Source organism: Streptomyces sp. NTD107, assembly GCF_059510435.1.
This window is the reverse complement of the sequence record NZ_JCAJZV010000013.1, coordinates 122,716-139,564: the sequence shown is the minus strand read 5'-3', so window position 1 is coordinate 139,564 and position 16,849 is coordinate 122,716. Positions and strand designations below refer to the sequence as shown.

20 protein-coding genes are annotated in these 16,849 nt (G+C 73.8%); 11 read left to right on the top strand and 9 right to left on the bottom strand.

Annotation, left to right across the window (positions count from 1 at the left end; translation table 11 throughout):
* Positions 1-42: 42 nt before the first annotated feature.
* Positions 43-1,344: a YibE/F family protein gene (locus tag AC5WRL_RS23120; RefSeq protein ID WP_496090560.1), complete on the top strand. Its 1,302-nt coding sequence runs from the start codon at positions 43-45 to the stop codon at positions 1,342-1,344.
* On the opposite strand, the gene AC5WRL_RS23115 is transcribed toward AC5WRL_RS23120, so the two are convergent.
* Entirely contained in the window at positions 1,310-1,522 is a 213-nt protein-coding gene (locus tag AC5WRL_RS23115) for a DUF5326 family protein (protein WP_496090559.1), read from the bottom strand. The two genes, AC5WRL_RS23120 and AC5WRL_RS23115, sit on opposite strands and share 35 nt — an antisense overlap.
* A 150-nt stretch (positions 1,523-1,672) precedes the next feature.
* Complete coding sequence (locus tag AC5WRL_RS23110; protein ID WP_496090558.1) at positions 1,673-1,990, bottom strand: cupin domain-containing protein; 318 nt, start codon at positions 1,988-1,990, stop codon at positions 1,673-1,675.
* A 51-nt stretch (positions 1,991-2,041) separates the two neighbouring features.
* Between AC5WRL_RS23110 and AC5WRL_RS23105 the strand changes: the two genes are divergently transcribed.
* The 3 genes from AC5WRL_RS23105 to AC5WRL_RS23095 all read left to right on the top strand — a co-directional run bounded on the left by AC5WRL_RS23105 (position 2,042) and on the right by AC5WRL_RS23095 (position 4,260).
* Complete coding sequence (locus AC5WRL_RS23105) at positions 2,042-2,413, top strand: phage holin family protein (protein ID WP_496090557.1); 372 nt, start codon at positions 2,042-2,044, stop codon at positions 2,411-2,413.
* Between the two features lie 151 nt (positions 2,414-2,564).
* Positions 2,565-3,725, top strand: coding sequence for a cystathionine gamma-lyase (locus AC5WRL_RS23100; RefSeq protein ID WP_496090556.1), 1,161 nt, complete (start codon positions 2,565-2,567; stop codon positions 3,723-3,725).
* A gap of 37 nt (positions 3,726-3,762) precedes the next feature.
* Positions 3,763-4,260 (top strand): NUDIX hydrolase, encoded by a 498-nt coding sequence (locus tag AC5WRL_RS23095; protein ID WP_496090555.1) that lies wholly within the window; start codon positions 3,763-3,765, stop codon positions 4,258-4,260.
* A gap of 36 nt (positions 4,261-4,296) precedes the next feature.
* Here AC5WRL_RS23095 and AC5WRL_RS23090 read toward each other — a convergent pair whose 3' ends face one another.
* Together AC5WRL_RS23090 and AC5WRL_RS23085 are read right to left on the bottom strand one after the other, a co-directional pair.
* Positions 4,297-5,232, bottom strand: coding sequence for a pyridoxamine 5'-phosphate oxidase family protein (locus tag AC5WRL_RS23090; RefSeq protein WP_496090554.1), 936 nt, complete (start codon positions 5,230-5,232; stop codon positions 4,297-4,299).
* Positions 5,233-5,269: 37 nt separating this feature from the next.
* Complete coding sequence (locus AC5WRL_RS23085) at positions 5,270-6,469, bottom strand: globin domain-containing protein (protein ID WP_496090553.1); 1,200 nt, start codon at positions 6,467-6,469, stop codon at positions 5,270-5,272.
* A gap of 226 nt (positions 6,470-6,695) precedes the next feature.
* Between AC5WRL_RS23085 and AC5WRL_RS23080 the strand changes: the two genes are divergently transcribed.
* Positions 6,696-7,160 (top strand): GNAT family N-acetyltransferase, encoded by a 465-nt coding sequence (locus AC5WRL_RS23080; RefSeq protein ID WP_496090552.1) that lies wholly within the window; start codon positions 6,696-6,698, stop codon positions 7,158-7,160.
* A gap of 19 nt (positions 7,161-7,179) precedes the next feature.
* Here AC5WRL_RS23080 and AC5WRL_RS23075 read toward each other — a convergent pair whose 3' ends face one another.
* Complete coding sequence (locus AC5WRL_RS23075; protein ID WP_496090551.1) at positions 7,180-8,565, bottom strand: serine hydrolase domain-containing protein; 1,386 nt, start codon at positions 8,563-8,565, stop codon at positions 7,180-7,182.
* A gap of 100 nt (positions 8,566-8,665) precedes the next feature.
* Between AC5WRL_RS23075 and AC5WRL_RS23070 the strand changes: the two genes are divergently transcribed.
* On the top strand, positions 8,666-9,550 hold the full coding sequence (locus AC5WRL_RS23070; RefSeq protein WP_496090550.1) for a GNAT family N-acetyltransferase: 885 nt from the start codon (positions 8,666-8,668) through the stop codon (positions 9,548-9,550).
* Here AC5WRL_RS23070 and AC5WRL_RS23065 read toward each other — a convergent pair.
* Positions 9,510-10,799, bottom strand: coding sequence for an MFS transporter (locus tag AC5WRL_RS23065; protein WP_496090549.1), 1,290 nt, complete (start codon positions 10,797-10,799; stop codon positions 9,510-9,512). The genes AC5WRL_RS23070 and AC5WRL_RS23065 overlap by 41 nt on opposite strands.
* 147 nt (positions 10,800-10,946) lie before the next feature.
* On the opposite strand from AC5WRL_RS23065, the gene AC5WRL_RS23060 reads away from it, so the two are divergent.
* Positions 10,947-11,417 (top strand): MarR family winged helix-turn-helix transcriptional regulator, encoded by a 471-nt coding sequence (locus AC5WRL_RS23060; protein WP_496090548.1) that lies wholly within the window; start codon positions 10,947-10,949, stop codon positions 11,415-11,417.
* Positions 11,418-11,654: 237 nt separating this feature from the next.
* Here AC5WRL_RS23060 and AC5WRL_RS23055 read toward each other — a convergent pair whose 3' ends face one another.
* From AC5WRL_RS23055 to AC5WRL_RS23045, 3 genes are all read right to left on the bottom strand, one after another.
* Positions 11,655-12,968 carry an MFS transporter gene (locus AC5WRL_RS23055; protein WP_496090547.1) on the bottom strand — a complete coding sequence of 438 codons (1,314 nt, stop codon included), beginning with the start codon at positions 12,966-12,968 and terminating at the stop codon, positions 11,655-11,657.
* Between the two features lie 82 nt (positions 12,969-13,050).
* On the bottom strand, positions 13,051-13,716 hold the full coding sequence (locus AC5WRL_RS23050; protein ID WP_496090546.1) for a helix-turn-helix transcriptional regulator: 666 nt from the start codon (positions 13,714-13,716) through the stop codon (positions 13,051-13,053).
* A 14-nt stretch (positions 13,717-13,730) separates the two neighbouring features.
* Positions 13,731-14,588 carry a phosphotransferase family protein gene (locus tag AC5WRL_RS23045; RefSeq protein WP_496090545.1) on the bottom strand — a complete coding sequence of 286 codons (858 nt, stop codon included), beginning with the start codon at positions 14,586-14,588 and terminating at the stop codon, positions 13,731-13,733.
* Between the two features lie 21 nt (positions 14,589-14,609).
* Here AC5WRL_RS23045 and AC5WRL_RS23040 point away from each other — a divergent pair, with 21 nt between their 5' ends.
* From AC5WRL_RS23040 to AC5WRL_RS23025, 4 genes are all read left to right on the top strand, one after another.
* A complete protein-coding gene (locus AC5WRL_RS23040; RefSeq protein ID WP_496090544.1) occupies positions 14,610-15,359 on the top strand; it encodes an SDR family NAD(P)-dependent oxidoreductase in 750 nt (249 codons plus the stop codon).
* 324 nt (positions 15,360-15,683) lie between these two features.
* Positions 15,684-16,178 (top strand): hypothetical protein, encoded by a 495-nt coding sequence (locus AC5WRL_RS23035; protein WP_496090543.1) that lies wholly within the window; start codon positions 15,684-15,686, stop codon positions 16,176-16,178.
* A gap of 54 nt (positions 16,179-16,232) precedes the next feature.
* On the top strand, positions 16,233-16,430 hold the full coding sequence (locus AC5WRL_RS23030) for a hypothetical protein (protein WP_496090542.1): 198 nt from the start codon (positions 16,233-16,235) through the stop codon (positions 16,428-16,430).
* A gap of 29 nt (positions 16,431-16,459) precedes the next feature.
* Entirely contained in the window at positions 16,460-16,837 is a 378-nt protein-coding gene (locus tag AC5WRL_RS23025; protein ID WP_496090541.1) for a MerR family transcriptional regulator, read from the top strand.
* Positions 16,838-16,849 lie beyond the last annotated feature (12 nt).

Genomic DNA, 16,849 nt, shown 5'->3' with positions numbered 1-16,849 from the left:
CGCTGAACAGAGCACCCGGGATTCTCTTGCGATGATCGGCGCGTGACAGACACCCCTGGACCCAGCGACAGCCACGGCCACGGCCACGCCCACGCCCACGCCCACGGTCATGGCCACAGCCACAGCCACGGACCGCCGCCCCCCGTCTCGACGCATCTGCGCCGGGTGATAGCGGCGGTGCTGATCCCGTTCACCGTGGCGGTGGTCGGCGGTCTGCTGCTGTTGTGGCCCGGTGGCGCGCCCACCGCGGGCGACGAGCACACCGGCGTCGGCTTCGACCAGCAGTTCGAGGAGGCGAAGGTCACCGCCGTCGAACGGCTGGACTGCGACCAGCTGGGAGTGCAGGTGCCACGCGGGGTGGACGCGACGGCGTGCGAGCAGGCCACCGTCGAGGTGACCAGCGGCCCGCACAGCGGCCGTACCTTCCACGAGGTGGTGCCGCCGGACGCCACCCAGCGGTTCCACACCGGGCAGAAGGTGATCGTGGCGTACGCGCCCAACGCCCCCGAGGAGCTCCAGTACAGCGTCACGGATGTGGACCGGAAGTTCCCGATCCTGCTGCTGGCCGCCGTCTTCGCGGTGGCGGTGGTGCTGGTGGGGCGGCTGCGCGGGCTGCTGGCGCTGATCGGTCTGGTGGTCAGCTTCGGGGTGCTGACGCTGTTCATCCTGCCCGCCATCCTGCACGGCTCGAATCCGCTGCTGGTGGCGGTGATCGGCGGCAGCGCCATCATGCTGGTGACGCTCTACCTGTGTCACGGCGTGAACGCCCGCACCTCGGTGGCGGTGCTCGGCACGCTCATCTCGCTCGTCCTGATCGGGCTGCTGGGCTCGCTGTTCACCGCGTGGGCGCATCTGTCCGGAAACACCGATGACCAGACCGGCCTGATCCACGCGCTCTACCCGGGCATCGAGGTGCGCGGCCTGCTGCTGGCCGGCATCCTCATCGGCTCGCTCGGCGTCCTGGACGATGTCACCGTCACCCAGACCTCGGCGGTGTGGGAGCTGAAGGCGGCCGAGCCGAATGCCGGCTGGCTCAAGCTCTACCGGGCCGGCATGCGCATCGGCCGGGACCACATCGCCTCGGTGGTCAACACCCTGGTGCTCGCGTACGCGGGGGCGGCGCTGCCCCTGCTGCTGCTGTTCACGGTGGCGAACGCGAGCGTGGGCACGGTGGCGTTCAGCGAGCTGGTGTCCGAGGAGATCGTACGGACCCTGGTCGGCTCGATCGGTCTGGTCGCGTCGGTGCCGGTCACCACCGTGCTGGCGGCGCTGGTCGTCAGCGCCGACCGGCCCCCGTCCGCGGACGCCGCTACCAGCCGCCGCCGGAGGAGGAGGAAGAGGTGAACTTCCGCACGATGAAGATCAGCAGCGCGATCAGTGCCGCGCACACCAGGATCTTGAACATCAGACTCATCACCCACGTGAGCACCGAGGTGATGAGGCCGCCGAAGACCACGAGCACGATGGCGGGAATGGCGACCCAGCGCACCCACCACGGCAGTGACCTGAACAGTTCTTTCATGACGCTACGGCTCCTCAATCCGCTCTCCGGCATCCCCCGGCACCGTTGTCTCGATGCTAAGCGGACCGGGGAGCGGACGGGAGGCCCGGCGGCCCCCGTCCTCCCCTGACCGTCCCCTGAGGGGACCCTGAGACCCGGGGGCCCTTTCTCTCACCCCTCGGGCGGAGAGAAGATCACCATCACCCGCAGATCTTCCGTAATGTGGTGGAATTTGCACGGGGTGTGCGCCGGGACATAGACGACACTGCCACGCGCCACCCGCGAGCTCTCGGCACCCACCGTGATCTCGGCGTGACCGCTGGCCACGAAGTACAGCACATCCTGCCGCTGCGGCCCCTGCCCGTCGGTGTCTCCCACATTGAGCGCGTACAGCCCGGCCGACATATTGCGCTCACGAAGAAACCGCAGATAGGCACCGTTGTTGGCGATCCGCTCCGCCTCCAGCAGATCCAGCCGGAATTCCTTCATCGCCCCGCACCCCTTGCCCGGCCCATGGCCCGGTCTGCAACGATCTCTTGCATGAAGAGCATCCTGTTCAAGTTCATCGCCAACGCCGTGGCGCTGCTGGTGGCGGTCTGGCTGGTCAGCGGCATCACCCTCGGTGACGGCGACACCAGCACCGGCGGCAAGGCCCTCACCCTCATCCTCGTCGCGCTGATCTTCGGCCTGGTCAACCTCATCGTCAAGCCGATCGTGAAGATCCTGGCCTTTCCCCTGCTGGTGGTCACCCTGGGGCTGTTCACCCTGGTGATCAACGCGCTCATGCTGATGCTGACCGGCTGGATCGCCGGGGACTCCTTCGAGGTCCACGGCTTCGGATCGGCCGTGCTCGGCGGTCTGATCATCTCCATCGTGTCCTGGGCCGTCAATCTGGTCCTGGACCGGGACTGACACGAACCGGCCACGACCGTACGTACCGCGTCCGCTTCACCCGCACCGGCGTCAACCGCCGGGCGAGGGAGCGGATCCGCGGACGCGGGGGGCACCTCCCGGGCAGCCCTGCCCGGCACACCACTCCACCTCACGGAAAGCAGCACCGCCCATGAGCCACTCCCCAGCGGCAGCCCCCGGACCGGGCGACGGAACCCGCGCCGTACACGCCGGCCTGCCCGCCCCCCGGCCCGGCCGGCCCGCGCTGCCCGGCCCCGTCTTCGCCGCCCACTACCACCTGCCCGGCGACCCCGCCGAGACCCCGTACGGCTACGGCCGCAACGCCAACCCCACCTGGACCGCCCTCGAATCAGCCATCGCCGAGCTGGAATCCCCCGGCCGGGACGCGCACGCCGTCGTCTTCGCCTCCGGCATGGCCGCCACCTCCGCCGTCCTGTTCACCCAGCTGAAGGCCGGCGACACCGCCGTCCTGCCCACCGACGGCTACCACGGCACCTCGGGACTCATCCCGCGCCTTGAGGCGTTCGGCATCCACGTCACCACCGTGCCCACCGGCGGGCCGCGGCAGTTCGACGCCCTGGACGGGGCCCGGCTGCTGTGGACCGAATCCCCCTCGAACCCCGGCCTCGACGTGTGCGACCTCGCCGCCCTCGCCGACGCCGCCCACGCGCACGGCGCACTCCTCGCCGTCGACAACACCCTCGCCACCCCGCTCGGCCAGCGCCCCCTGGAGCTGGGCGCCGACTTCTCCATGGCCAGCGGCACCAAGGGCCTCAGCGGCCACGGCGATCTGCTGCTCGGCTACGTCGTCACCCGCGACCCCGAGGCCGCCGCCGAACTGCGCGGCTGGCGCGCCGCGATCGGCGCCATCCCCGGCCCCATGGAGGCGTGGCTCGCCCACCGCAGCCTGGCCACCCTCCAGTTGCGCGTGGACCGGCAGGCCACCAACGCGCTCGCCGTCGCCACCGCGCTGCGCTCCCGGCACGATGTGACCGGCCTGCGCTACCCCGGGCTGCCCGACGACCCCTCGCACGCCCTCGCCGGCCGCCAGATGCGGCGCTTCGGCTGCGTGGTCTCCTTCACCCTCCCCGACCGCGACACCGCCGAACGCTTCCTCGCCGCTCTGCGCGTCATCGACAACGCCACCAGCTTCGGCGGCGTACGCTCCACCGCCGAACGCCGCGCCCGCTGGGGCGGCGACGACGTCCCCGAGGGCTTCATCCGGCTGTCGGTGGGTGTGGAGGACGCGGCCGATCTGGTCGCCGATCTGACCACCGCCCTGGACGCCGCCCCGGACACCACGGCCCGCTGAGGTTTCGCGAGGTGCGGTACGGGCGACAAGTACCCGCATGACCGACGCACGACCTGTGGTCAAACGCACCGCCCGCGCCATCCTCCTCACCAGGGATGACACCGAACTGATCGTGATCAAACGCACCAAGCCCGGCGAACCGCCGTACTGGATCACCCCGGGCGGCGGCGTCGAGCCCACCGACGCCACCGTGCTCGACGCCCTGCACCGCGAGGTGTTCGAGGAACTGGGCGCCAAGATCACCGACGTGGTCCCCGCGTTCGTCGACACCGTGCCGCACCTGCCCGAGCCGGGCGAGCACACCCCGCCCGGGCTGAAGGTCCAGCACTTCTTCGTGTGCCGGCTGGCCTCCATGGACCCGGCGCTGCGGCACGGCCCCGAAGTGACCGATCCGCGCGGCGGGTACGAGATCGTCCGGCTGCCGTTCACCCCGCAGGGCCTGGCCGGCGTCGAACTCGTCCCCGCCACCCTGCGCGCCTACCTCACCCGCAACATCCCCGGGGTGCGGGCGCTGTTGGCGCCCGACCTGGGCTGAACCGGCGCGGCCCCGCGAAGATCCGAAAGAGCCGGCCTACCCGAACCAGCCCGCGCCCGGCTCCTGCGGCCCGCGCCGCTCGGCCTCGGCCAGTGCCCGCTCGGCCTGCTCCTGCCAGTCATGGGCCCGGGCCGGCGGTACAGGCACCGACGGCGGCGGCAGCGGCAGTGCGCCCGCCGCCGGTACGAGCGGGGGCGGCGCGGGCGGTACGGGCGCCGGCGGGGGCGGCGGGGGCGGCGCGGGTACGGACGGCGGGGGCGGCGCGGGTACCGACCGCGGCAGCCCCGTACCCGTACCCGTACCCGGGCTCACGCCCGGCCCGTCGCCTTCCCCGGCCCCGCGCCCGCTCTCGCGCGACTGCCGCGCCGCCCCGAAGAAGTCGCCGCCCTTGCGCCGGTAGTCATCGCTCCCCCATGCCCGCGCCGTGCGCCTGGGCGCCTTCACCAGATGCGGAATGTGCTTGGCACAGTGGATGTACGCCTCCTCCACGTCCACCCGCACCCACAGCTCCGCCCGCCGCCCCGGCGCCGTGTCCCGGGGCAGCTCCGGGTGCAGCGACCGCAGTTCGGCGTCCGGCACGATGCTCGCCCGCCCGTTGATGTGCAGCCCGATCCGCGCCCGGTCGAAGTCCATCAGCAGCAGCCCGGCGTGCGGGTTCTCCGTGATGTTGCCCATCGAGGCGTGCACCCCGTTGCCCCGGTACTCCGGGTACGCCACCGCCCGGTGGTCCAGCACATGGATGAAGCCGGGCGGCCCGGCCCGGAAACTGCTGTCGCACTCGCCGTCGCGGTCGGCGGTGGCCAGGAAGAACATCTCCGCCCTGGCCACGAACTCCCGCATCCGCTCATTGAGATGGTCGAGGAGTTGCTCCTCGTAGAAGCGGTCCGCCCGGTGCTCGCTGCCGAGTTGCCGCTGCAACTCGTGCTCCCCGTCGCTGCCGGGCAGCCGGGCGCTGTCATCCCCGTTGTTCATGATCAGTTCAACCCGACCTTGCGTGGTGTCTGGTGACTCACTTCTGCGGGGACATCCCCGAGGCGGTCAACGTACCCGTGAAGTCGTGCCGTATCCGGCGCTCCTCGATCCCGGCGGAGACCAGCGCGGCCACGCTGTGCCGGATCATCTGCGGCGGGCCCGACAGATAGCCGTCGAACTCCGGCCACGGACCGTACTCCTTGACCGCCTGCGGCAACTGCCCGGCGAACCCGCGGGTGGCGTACTGCGCCACCACCGGGCGCACCGACAGCCAGTTGTGCCGCCGCTCCAGTTCGAGGAAGGAGTCCAGGTCGTACAGGTCGGCGTCCCGGTTCGCGCCGAAGAACACCTCCATCCGGCGCCGCCGGCCGCGCTCGGCCACGTCCTCCACCAGCGCCTTGATCGGCGCGATCCCGGTGGAGCCGCCCACGCACAGCAGCCCGCTGTCGGAGGTGTGGTCGATCGTCATCGCGCCCTCGGGCGGCCCGAGCCGTACGACGTCGCCGCACCGCGCCCGGTGCACCAGCGCGCGGGACACCCAGCCGGCCGGCACCGCCTTCACATGGAACATCAGCAGCCCGTCGGGGCGCGGCGAGCAGGCGAAGGAGTACTGCCGCCACTCGCGCGGCCACCAGGGGGTCTCCATGCTGGCGTACTGGCCGGCCCGGTACGGATAGGGCTGGTCGGGCCGTACGGTGATCACCGCGACGTCGGCGGTGCGGCGCTCGTGGCTGACGATCTCGGCCTGCCACCAGGCGGGGGAGCGCAGTTCGTCGTCGGCGGCGGCGTCGATCATGATCTGGGAGATCGCGGTGTAGGCGCGTACCCAGGCCGCCTCGGCGTCGGGGCCCCAGCTGCGCGGCGCGTACCGTTCCAGGGCCGCCATCAGGCATTCGCCGACCGCCGGATAGTGCGTGGAGCGGGTGCCGTACTTGCGGTGGCCGCGCCCGAGCGCCATCAGGTAGTCGGTCAGGGTGACGGTGTCGTCTATGTGTTCGCCGGCGGTGAGCAGCGCGCCGAACAGCCGGTCGCGCTGGGCGTCCATGGCGGGCGGGAACATCGGCCGCAGGTTGGGATGGTTGACGAACAGCAGCGCGTAGAAGTACGAGGTGGCGTCGTCGGCCACCGGCTCGATCTCCGCCAGGGTGCGCCGGATCACCACAGCGTCGGGGGACGGTCGGTGCCCCCGCTGGAATCCGGTGCCTGCGGTGCCGTCGTCGGCCGGTATCGCGGTCATGTGCTCTGCCTCGCCTCGATCAACTCCCGGTGGCTCAGCGTGTCAGCGGGCTCACCGGGGCGGGGTGGTTAGCCGGATATTCCGGCTTCGAGCCCCCGAACCTCATAAACTGAGCGGCTGGCCGTCGCCCAGCAGGCGAGTCCGACCCTACCGTTATAGGGACGAGACACAACCCCCTTCCTGTGCCGCTGCGGCCGGTCGCCCGACGTTTTCTAGACTCGATGGCATGAACATCACCATGCGATACGCGACGAGCGAGGACATTCCGGAGATAGTCGCGATGCTGGCCGACGACCCGCTGGGCGCGGCGCGCGAGAGCCCGGCGGACCCCGAGCCCTACCTCGCGGCCTTCAAGCGGATCGCCGCCGACCCGCAGCAGCATCTGATGGTCGCCGAGCGGGCGGACGCGCCGGGCCCGGTGGTGGGCACCCTCCAGCTGTCGGTGATCCACGGACTGTCCCGGCGGGGCGCGTCGCGGGCGCTGATCGAGGCGGTACGGGTGCACGCCTCGCAGCGCGGCGCGGGTCTGGGCGGGGAGATGATCGGCTGGGCGGTGGCGGAGGCGCGGCGCCAGGGGTGCGCCGTGGTGCAGCTCACCTCCGACGCCACGCGGGTGGACGCCCACCGGTTCTACGAGCGGCTCGGGTTCGAGGCGAGCCACCTCGGCTTCAAGATGACGCTGGACGGCTGAGCGGCTGGGCCCCCGGCCGTCACAGTCCGCCCCAGCCGCCCGGATCGGCGCCGCCGGGGGTCGGGGCGGCCGGATCGTACGGGGTGCGGGTGAAGACGAAGGTTCCCAGGTCGAGATGGGGCACCGGCCCGGGGGCGGCGTGCAGTGTCTCCCCCGCGTAGTAGCCGTCCTGCCCCACCCAGCGCCGGCCGTCCCCGGCCCCGGCCCCGTCCACCGGCAGGAATCGGGAGCCGCGCCCGCCGCCGCCGTTCGCCGGGGTGAGGGTGAGGACGCGCCCGGCGAGCAGCCGCAGCACACAGGGGGTCGTGCCCCAGTACCAGGTGCCGGTCAGCTCCAGCAGCCACGGCTCGGCGTCGGCGGCCGGCATCGGCCGCCAGGGGTCGGGTACGGCGGGCTCGCGGTCGGCGACCTCGGTCAGCAGGTCGGCGGCGAGCGAGGCGGCCGGCACCCCCGAGGTGGCGTTGGCGAGCGCCACCGCCGCCAGCCGCTCGGCGGGGCTGGTCCACAGCCCGGCGGTGAACCCCGGCATCGAGCCGGTGTGCCCGGCCAGCACCAGGCCCTCGCGCAGTGCCAGTTGCAGGCCGAGCCCGTACGTGGACTCCCACTGGGGGTCCTGCGGCGCGACGGCGGGGGCGCGCATCTCGGCGAGCGTGCCGGCGCCCAGGATCCGCTCGTCGCCGGCCAGCAGGAAGCCGGCGAAGGCGGCGAGGTCGGTGACGGTGGACCACAGTTGCCCGGCCGGGGCCATCCGGCCGGTGTCGGTGAGCGGCTCCGGCTGTACGGCATCGGCGTACGGGTGCACCGCCCAGCCGCTCGCGTACGGGGCCTGCGGCAGGGCGGTGGTACGGGTCATGCCCAGCGGCTCCAGCACCTCCTCGCGCAGCACCCGTTCCCAGGGCGCGCCGCGCAGCCGCTCGACGAGGGCGCCGAGCAGGGCATACCCCGGGTTGGAGTAGTGGTGGCGGCGGCCGGCCGGGTGCTTGTCGGGGTCCGGGCCGAAGACATCGGCCAGTTCGGGGCGCAGCGTGCCCTCGGTGCGTTCCCACCAGGGGCCGCGCGCCTCGGCGGCGAGCCCGGCGGAGTGCGCCAGCAGTTGGGCGATGGTGGCGTCGCCGCCGTGCGGGGCGTCGGGGAGGTGGGTACGCAGCCGGTCGCCGAGGTCGAGCCGGCCGGCGTCGCGCAGCCGCATGACGAGAACGGCGGCGAAGGTCTTGGTGATCGACCCGATGCGGTACTGGCGGTGCTCGTCGGCGGCGCCCTCGCCGTGCGCGCCGGTCCACACCAGCGCGCCGTCGCGTACCACCCCGGCCACCACCGAGGGGGCCCGGCCCCGGGCCTGGGCGGCGGCGACGCGGTGGCGCAGGGCGCGGGCGGTGGCGGGGAGCAGCGCGTGATCATCGGTCATGGCGCCCACTGTGCCAGCCGGGCCGGGGAGCGTACGAGGACCGGTGCGCGGCGGGAAAACCGGTCGCGGCGGGCGCGGGCGGTTGATAAGCCTGGGCAGCGTGCCGACCTCATCACTCACGCCGCTCACGCTGCCCATCCGCCGTCTCACCCGCGCCGATCTGCCCGCCGCCCTGGACCTGGCCGCCGACCGGGACTGGACCCGGGAGGAGCACAAGTGGCGGCTGCTGCTCAGCGCCGGCACCGGGTACGGGATCGACGCCCCGGCCGATGACCCGGTGGGCGGGCTGATCGGCGCCTTCGTCCTCACCCCGTACCCGGGGTACCGCTGCGTCAGCATGGTGCTGGTGGCGCGGCGGTACGAGCGGCGCGGGCTGGGGGCGCGGCTGATGCGGCACGCGATCGCCGAGTCGGGCGACGCGGTGGTCTTCCTGTCCGCGACGGACAACGGCCGCCCGCTGTACGAGAGGCTGGGCTTCACGGCGGTGGGGGCGGTGACGACGCTGCGCGGCCGGTTCACGGGTGCCGGTGACGACGGCGAGGAGGGTCGTACGGGCCGGGTACGTCCGGCGACCGCGGCCGATCTGCCGGGCCTGCTGGCGCTCGACCTGCCGGTGTTCGGCGTCGACCGCACCGAACTGCTCACCCGGCTGCCGTCGTTCGCCGACCGGCTGGCGGTGGCGCAGGCCGGCGACGGGCGGCTGACCGGGTACGCGGCGGCCTGGCCGAACGTCACCAGCACGGTGCTCGGCCCGGTCGTCGCCGAGGATCTGGGGACGGCCGAGGCGCTGATCTCACACCTCGGCGCGACGGCCCCGCTGCCGCTGCGGTACGACGTGGACGACCGGCACCCCGAACTGGCCGGCTGGCTGCGGGCCCGGGGCCTGTCCGGGGACTTCCGCTGCACGCTGATGGTGCGCGGTGCGGCGGATATCCCGGGCGACATCAGCCGCCGGTTCGCACCGTACTCGGTGGCGCTGGGCTGAGCCCCGGCGCGGCGGCGGGGGCGGAGTCGGGGGCGGGGGCGGAGTCGGGGGCAGGGGCGGAGCGCCGTTCCAGCGCGGCGGCGAGGACGGCGAGGCCGAGCGCGGTGGCGGTCATCACCGCGCCGACCAGGTTGGGGGCGGTGGCGCCGAGCCCGCCCGCGAGCACCAGGCCGCCGAGCCAGGCGGCGAGCGCGTTGCCGAGGTTGAACGCGCCGACGTTGACAGCGGAGGCGAGGGTCGGCGCCTGGGCGGCGTGGTCGAGCACCCGCTTCTGGAGCGGCGCCACGGTCGCGAACCCGAACCCGCCCACCAGCAGCAGCGTCACGGCGGCGCCCGCCTTGTGGTGCGCGGTGCCGGCGAACAGGGCCAGCAGTACGGCGAGTCCGCCCAGCGAGACGTACAGCATCGGCATGAGCGCGCGGTCCGCGTACCGGCCGCCGACCAGGTTGCCGATGACCATGCCGGCGCCCAGCAGGACCAGCAGCCAGGTGACGCTGCCCGGGGCGTACCCGGCGGCGTCGGTCATCATCGGCGCCAGGTAGGTGATGGCGGCGAAGACGCCGCCGAAGCCGAGCACGGTCATCGCCATGGCCAGCAGCACCTGGATGTTGCGGAGCGCGGCCAGCTCCGCGCGCAGCCCGCGGTCCGCCGGCGGCGCGGGGGCGGACGCCGGTGCCGGGGCTCCGGCTCCGGCCGGCTGCTGGAGGTGGTGCGGCACCAGGGCGGCCACCCCGGCGAGGGCGAGCACCCCGATCCCGGCGATCACCGCGAAGGTGGCCCGCCAGCTGACCTGCTGGCCCAGCCAGGTGCCCAGCGGGACGCCGGCCAGATTGGCGACGGTGAGCCCGGTGAACATCAGGGATATCGCCCCGGCCCGCTTGTGCGGCGCCACCAGCCCGGCCGCCACGATCGCGCCGATGCCGAAGAACGCGCCGTGCGCGAGCGAGGCGATGATCCGCCCGGCGAGCATCACGGCGAAGGCGGGGGCGACGGCGGACAGGGCGTTGCCGGCGATGAACAGGCCCATCAGAGCCATCAGCATCCGCTTGCGGGAGACCCGGGCCCCCGCCGCCGCCAGCACCGGCGCCCCGATGACCACGCCAAGGGCGTAGCCGGTGGCGAGATACCCGGCGGTGGGGATGGACACCTCGAAGGTCCCGGCCACCTCGGGCAGCAGACCCATGATCACAAACTCGGTGGCACCGATGCCAAAGGCGCCGACGGCCAGCGCGAGGAGCGCGAGCGGCATGGGAGGACCCTCCGGTTCATTGCATGCAGACAACGTTTACCCGCCTGGACAATAATTGCAGACGCGGGATATATGCAAACGCCGACTATTGCGATCGTGAGCTAACCTTGCGGAGAACCCCGGCAGCACAGCGGAAGGAGAGGCCCGATGACGCGCCCCGACCAGAGCCTGAGCCAGAGCTGGTGCGCCCTGTCCGCCCTGCACGGCCGCATCGAGACGGCCATCGAACGAGCCCTCCAGGCCGCCCACGGGCTGAGTGTGCGCGAGTACTCCGTCCTCAACGTGCTCGACCGGCAGCACGCCGGCAGCGGCGGCCACTGCCGGATGAACGAGCTGGCCGAAGCCGTCGTCCTCAGCCAGAGCGCCACCACCCGGCTGGTCAACCGCCTGGAGGACCGCGGGCTCCTCACCCGATACCTGTGCGCGGACGACCGCAGGGGCATCTACACGGACGTCACCGAGGCCGGGCGCGCCCTCCTGGCGGAGGCCCGCCCCACCAACGACGCCGCGCTGGAGGCCGCCCTCACCGAGGCCGCGACCCAGCCCGCCCTGTCCCCCCTGGTCACCGCCCTCCGCACCCTCAACCCCGCCCCCGCCCCCACCCCCACGCCCCGGTGACCGCCGCACCGACCCGGGAGCCGGCCGGACCGCCGCACCCGGCGGAGCGGCGGACACCGGCACACCGGACGTACCGGCACACCGACACCCACCGCCCTACCGAAGGCCCGGCTCACCGCGTCCGGCACCCCGGACCGGCAACCCCGACAGCACAGCCCGGCCCGCGTCCGCGGGGACCGGCGTACCGGCACGGCTGACGCGGCCGACGCGGCCGACGCGGCCGGCCGGGTCGCCGCGTCAGCCGACGGCCGGTCGCCGGACCTCACGCAGCGGGCCCGAGCACAGCGCACCGCCACCCGTCGCGGCCACCACCAGCGCGCAGCCGCCCAGCACGGCCGCCACCGGTATGTGCTCGGCCGCCGCCCCCAGCAGCAGATTCATCGCCAGCAGCGCCCCCGTCTGCACCATCGCCAAGATCGCCTGCACCCGGGACAGATGGGACGGCGGAGCCGTCGTCAGGATCAGCGGGGCGACATGCGCGCCGAACAGCCCATGGCCCACCCCGACCCCCAGCGCGGCGGCCACCACCCCACCCGGCAGCGCCACCAGCGCCATGACACCGACCGCCGCACCGGCCACCACCAGCCCCCCGGCCGCCGCGATCCCGGGCCGGGCCGCGCCGCCGCGCCACAGCACCACCAGCGACACCGCGACGATCCCCAGCGCCTGCGCACCCGCCACCATCCCGGCCGACTCCGCCCCCCAGCCCTGCTCCCGGGCCAGCAGCGGCACCAGCAGCGACACCACCGGCAGCAGGAACGCCGCCGCCACCGCCACCACCGCCAGCGACACCCGCAGCAGCCGGTCCCGCCACGCCAGCCGCAGCCCGTCCACGATGTCCAGGGCCACCGAGCCGTCGGCCGGACGGCCAAGACCCTCCCCGGCAAACCGGCGCCGTATCCCCACCAGCACCGCGAGCATCAAGGAGAACGTGCCCACCTGCACCAGCGCCACCCCGCTCAGCCCGACCCCGGCCACCAGCACCCCACCCAGCGAACCGCCCGCGAACAGCGACAACTGCACCCCGGTCTGCCGCAGCGCCATCGCCCTGGGCAGCGCCGCCCTCCCCACCAGCCGGCGCGGCATCGACCCTGAGGCGGGCAGATAGAACGCGTCCACCACCCCGGTCAGCAGCGCCGCGGCCAGCAGCAGCCACACCGGCGGAGCGCCGGTCCCGAACCGCCACGCCGCCAGCGCCACCCCCAGCGACACCGCCACCATGACGATGTCCCCGGCCACCATCACCCGCCACGCGCCCACCCGGTCCCCCAGCGCGCCCCCGACCAGCAGCAGGCAGAACCGGGGAAGGTTGATCGCCGTCAGCACCAGACCGGCCACCAGCCCGCCGTGCGCCGACGCCGCCCACCCCAGCGCGAAGAACATCAGGCTCGTGCCCAGCATCGATACCAGGGCACCCGCCAGCCAGACCTGGAACACCCGGGGCAACCGCCCCGCAGGCGCACCGGCACCGGTGGCGGCCGTGGCGGGAGCCGGAGCGGAAGCGGAAGCGGAAACGGAAACGGAAGCGGCGGGCGTCGGGGAAGCGGTCATGCCACGGACCGTAGAGCGGCCCACTGACAAACCCGCCCCAGCGCCGGAAAGTTATCCACAGCACCCCGAGTTCTTCGGACCGTCAGACCGCACGCGACAGCACCGAAAGCGGCACCCCCGTCAGGCCCTTCACCTCACGCGACAGATGCGCCTGATCGGCATACCCGGCCCGCGCCGCCACCTCCGCCGCCGGCACCCCGGCCCGCGCCAGCCCCAGCGCCCGCCGCATCCGCAACACCCGCGCCAGCGTCTTCGGCCCGTACCCGAACGCCTCCTGACACCGCCGGCGCAACTGCCGCTCGCTCACCCCCAGTTCCCCGGCCACCCGCGCCACCGGGTACCCCCGCCCCAGCGCCGACGCCGCCCACGCCCGCCACGGCTCCGGCGGCCCCACCCGCGCCACCCGGCGCGCCGCCACCGCCTCCAGTACGGACCCGGGCGCCGCCGCCCCGGCCAGCCGCTCGCTCAACTCCCGCACCACCGGCCCCGGCCACACCTCGGCCAGCGGCACCAGCCGGTCCCGCAACTCCCACGCCGCCACCCCCAGCACCACCGGCCCCCTGCCCGGCGGAAACCGCACCCCGGCCGCCATCCCCCCGGCCACCTCCGCCGCCACCTCCCGCCCCCGGGTATCGGGCCCCGCCACCAGCAGCCCCACACGCTCCGACCAGATCACATCCATACAGCCATCGGGCACCACAAGCCCCGACGCCGCCGCCACGTGCCACACCGCCTGCTCTTCGTACACGCCCCTACACCCCCTCACGCCGGCACCAACCCCCGCCACACCCCGCCCGGCCGCCCGGCCCAGAACCGCAGCAGCTCCACCAGCCGGTTCCCGGGCTGGGCGCTCCAGTGCGTTCCCACCCGGTCCGGCACCGACCCCAGCCGGCCCACCGCCCACGCCAGGTGATGCCACAACACCCGGGCCGCCCACTCCTCCCCCGGCCGCACCCCGCCCAGATACCCCGCCAGCACCGGCTCCACCGACCGCAACGGCACCTTCGCGAAGTCCACCGCCGGATCCGCCCACGCCGCGTCCCCCCAGTCCACCAGCGCGGCCAGCCCACCACCCGGCGCCACCAAGAGGTTCTGCGGCGCCGCGTCCCCGTGGATCAGCACCGGCTCGGCACAGCCGTCCGGCATCGCCCGCTCCAGCAGCCCGAACCACGCGCCGAGCCACCTGGCCTGCTCACCACTCAGCTGCCCGGCCGCCACCAGCGCCGCCAGCCCGGCACGCGGATCGACGGCCGGATCACCGGGCACCACATCCCGTACCGTCCCCGGCTCACCACCCGCGTGCAGCAGCGCCAACTGCTCGCCCAGCTCCCGGTACACGCCCACCCCCGGTTCGGTCCCCGCCGCCACCCCCGCCACCCGCCGCACCAGCAGCCACCCGGGCCCGGCCGCCACCACCTCGGGGGTACGCACCCCGCAGCCACGCGCGTACCCGATGACCGCCGCCTCCTTCCGCAGCCCCGCCGAGTCCGCGCCGGCCTTCAGCACCAGCGCCTCCCCCAGCAGCCACACGTCCCCGCCCGCCCCCTGCCGCGGGGCCGGCACCACCGCATCCGCCGGAATCCCGTACCGCGCCGCGACCGCCCTGATCTCTTCGCCCATCACCGCATTACAGTGCGGCGCATGGCAGAACTCCAGGGAAAAACCGCCGTCGTCACCGGCGGCTCACGCGGCATCGGCCGGGCCGTCGTGGAACGGCTCGCCCGCGACGGCGCCCATGTCGTCTTCAACTACGCCCACAACGAGACGGCCGCCGCCGATGTCATGGCCGCAGTCCGCACCTCCGCCGCCCCCGGCAGCGCCCACGGCATCCGCCTCGACCTGGCCGACCCGCACGCCGCCGAGGCCCTCCTCGACCAGGCCGCGCAGCGGCACAGCACCCCCGACATCATCGTCAACAACGCCGCGCTGTCCACCGCCCCGGCCCCGCTCGCCGAGACCGAGGACGCCGTCTTCGACGCCGTACTGGCCGTCAACACCACCGCCGTCTTCCGCACCCTGCGCTACGCCGCCCGGCACATGCCCGACGGCGGGCGGATCATCAACGTCTCCACCCTCAACACCGTGCGGCCCGTCCCCGGCATCGCCCCGTACGCCGCCAGCAAGGGCGCCCTCGAACAACTCACCGCCGTCGCCGCCCAGGAACTCGGCCCGCGCGGCATCACCGTCAACACCGTCTCCCCGGGCGCCACCGACACCGACATGCTGCACGGCGTCAACCCGCCCGAGGCCATGGAGCGCATCACCGCCCTCACCCCGCTGCGCCGCCTCGGCGCGCCCGCCGACGTCGCCGACGTCATCGCCTTCCTGGCCGGCCCGGACGGCCGCTGGATCACCGGCCAGAACATCCTCGCCACCGGCGGCCTGCTCTGAACCACCCCGCCGGCGCCGCCACCGCCTCCCGCCCGGCCCGCTCAGCCAGTCGGTGGCCGGCACCATCCGCAAGGCCGTGACCAGCCGCACGGCATCGCCGTCCGTCCCCAGATCCCCGAGCTGGGCCGGCAGCAGCAGCGCCAGGGTCCGCGTCTCACCCCGGTCGCACAAGGAGTCCACCCGTACGCCCAACGCCTCGGCGACCGCCGCCGGCCGCACCGGGCCCGCCCCCGTACACCGCAACCCGCCCGCCACCGCGATCCGCAGCCACTGCCCGTACGCGTCATCACCAAGGACCCCCGCACACCCGGCCGCCAGCCGGAAGTGCTCACCCGCCGCCGCGCCGTCCCCCAGCTCCAGCAGCACATCCGGCCCCACCGCCGACTCCACGGCCCCGCCAGCACCACCGGATCGAACGCCACCCGCAGCCCCGCACCCGTCACCATCGCCGGCACCTCCACCCCGCCCACCAGCAGCCCGGCCGCCCCACCGGTGCGCAGCACCGCCACCGCACCGTCCACCCCGGCCAGCGCCGTACGCAGCGCCGCCCGGTCCGCGATCACGCGGTGCCGTACGGGCGCCGGCCCGTCCAGCACCAGCCGGTACGCCGGAAACTCCCCCGCCACCACCGGCAACTCCCGCACCACGGCCCCCTCCCGTACCCACGCCCGGGCCCCGGACGCCTCCAGCGCCACCTCACCGGCGCCCCGCGCCCACTCCGCGACCTCCCGCAGCACCGTCGCCGCCACCAGCAGCGGTCCGCCCGGCCACGCACCGGGCGTCACCCGGGCCCGCAGCGTGCGCACCGACAGCCGATAGCGGTCTGTCGCCACCGGCCGCCCCCTCGACATCGTCATCAACAACGCCGGGGTGATGGCCCTCCCCGAGACCGTCTGGGCGGCCACCTCCCCGCCGCTCGACGCGTACGGCGGCGCCTACTGCCAGGACTGCGACATCGCCGAACCGGCCACCACCGACGACATGCTCATCGGCGGCGTCAAGCCCTGGGTCAGGGACCCGGAGGCGGCGGCCCGGCTGTGGAACCTCTCCCGCGAGCCGGCCTTGCCCTGACCCGGACGTCAACGTTTACGGTCATCGGCATGCGCATCAGTGAACTCGCCGAACGGGCCGGCGTCAGCACCAGGACGCTGCGCTATTACGAGGCACGCGGCCTGCTCCGTACCCCGCGAGCCGCCAACGGCTACCGCGTGTACGACGACACCGACCTGCGGCTGGTCCGCCAGATCCGCACGCTCCAGGAGTCCGGCTTCGGCCTGGAGGAGACCCGCCCGTTCGTGGAATGCCTGCGGGCCGGTCATCCGAGTGGGGACTCCTGCCCCGACTCGCTGGAGGTCTACCGCAACAAGCTCACCGAGATCGACGCGCTCATGGACCGCCTCCGGGCGGTACGCGCCGAGGTGAGCGAGCGACTGCTGCTGCTCGCCGGAGAGGAACCCAAGTGCCAACTGAGAGGCTGAGGCCGACCATGC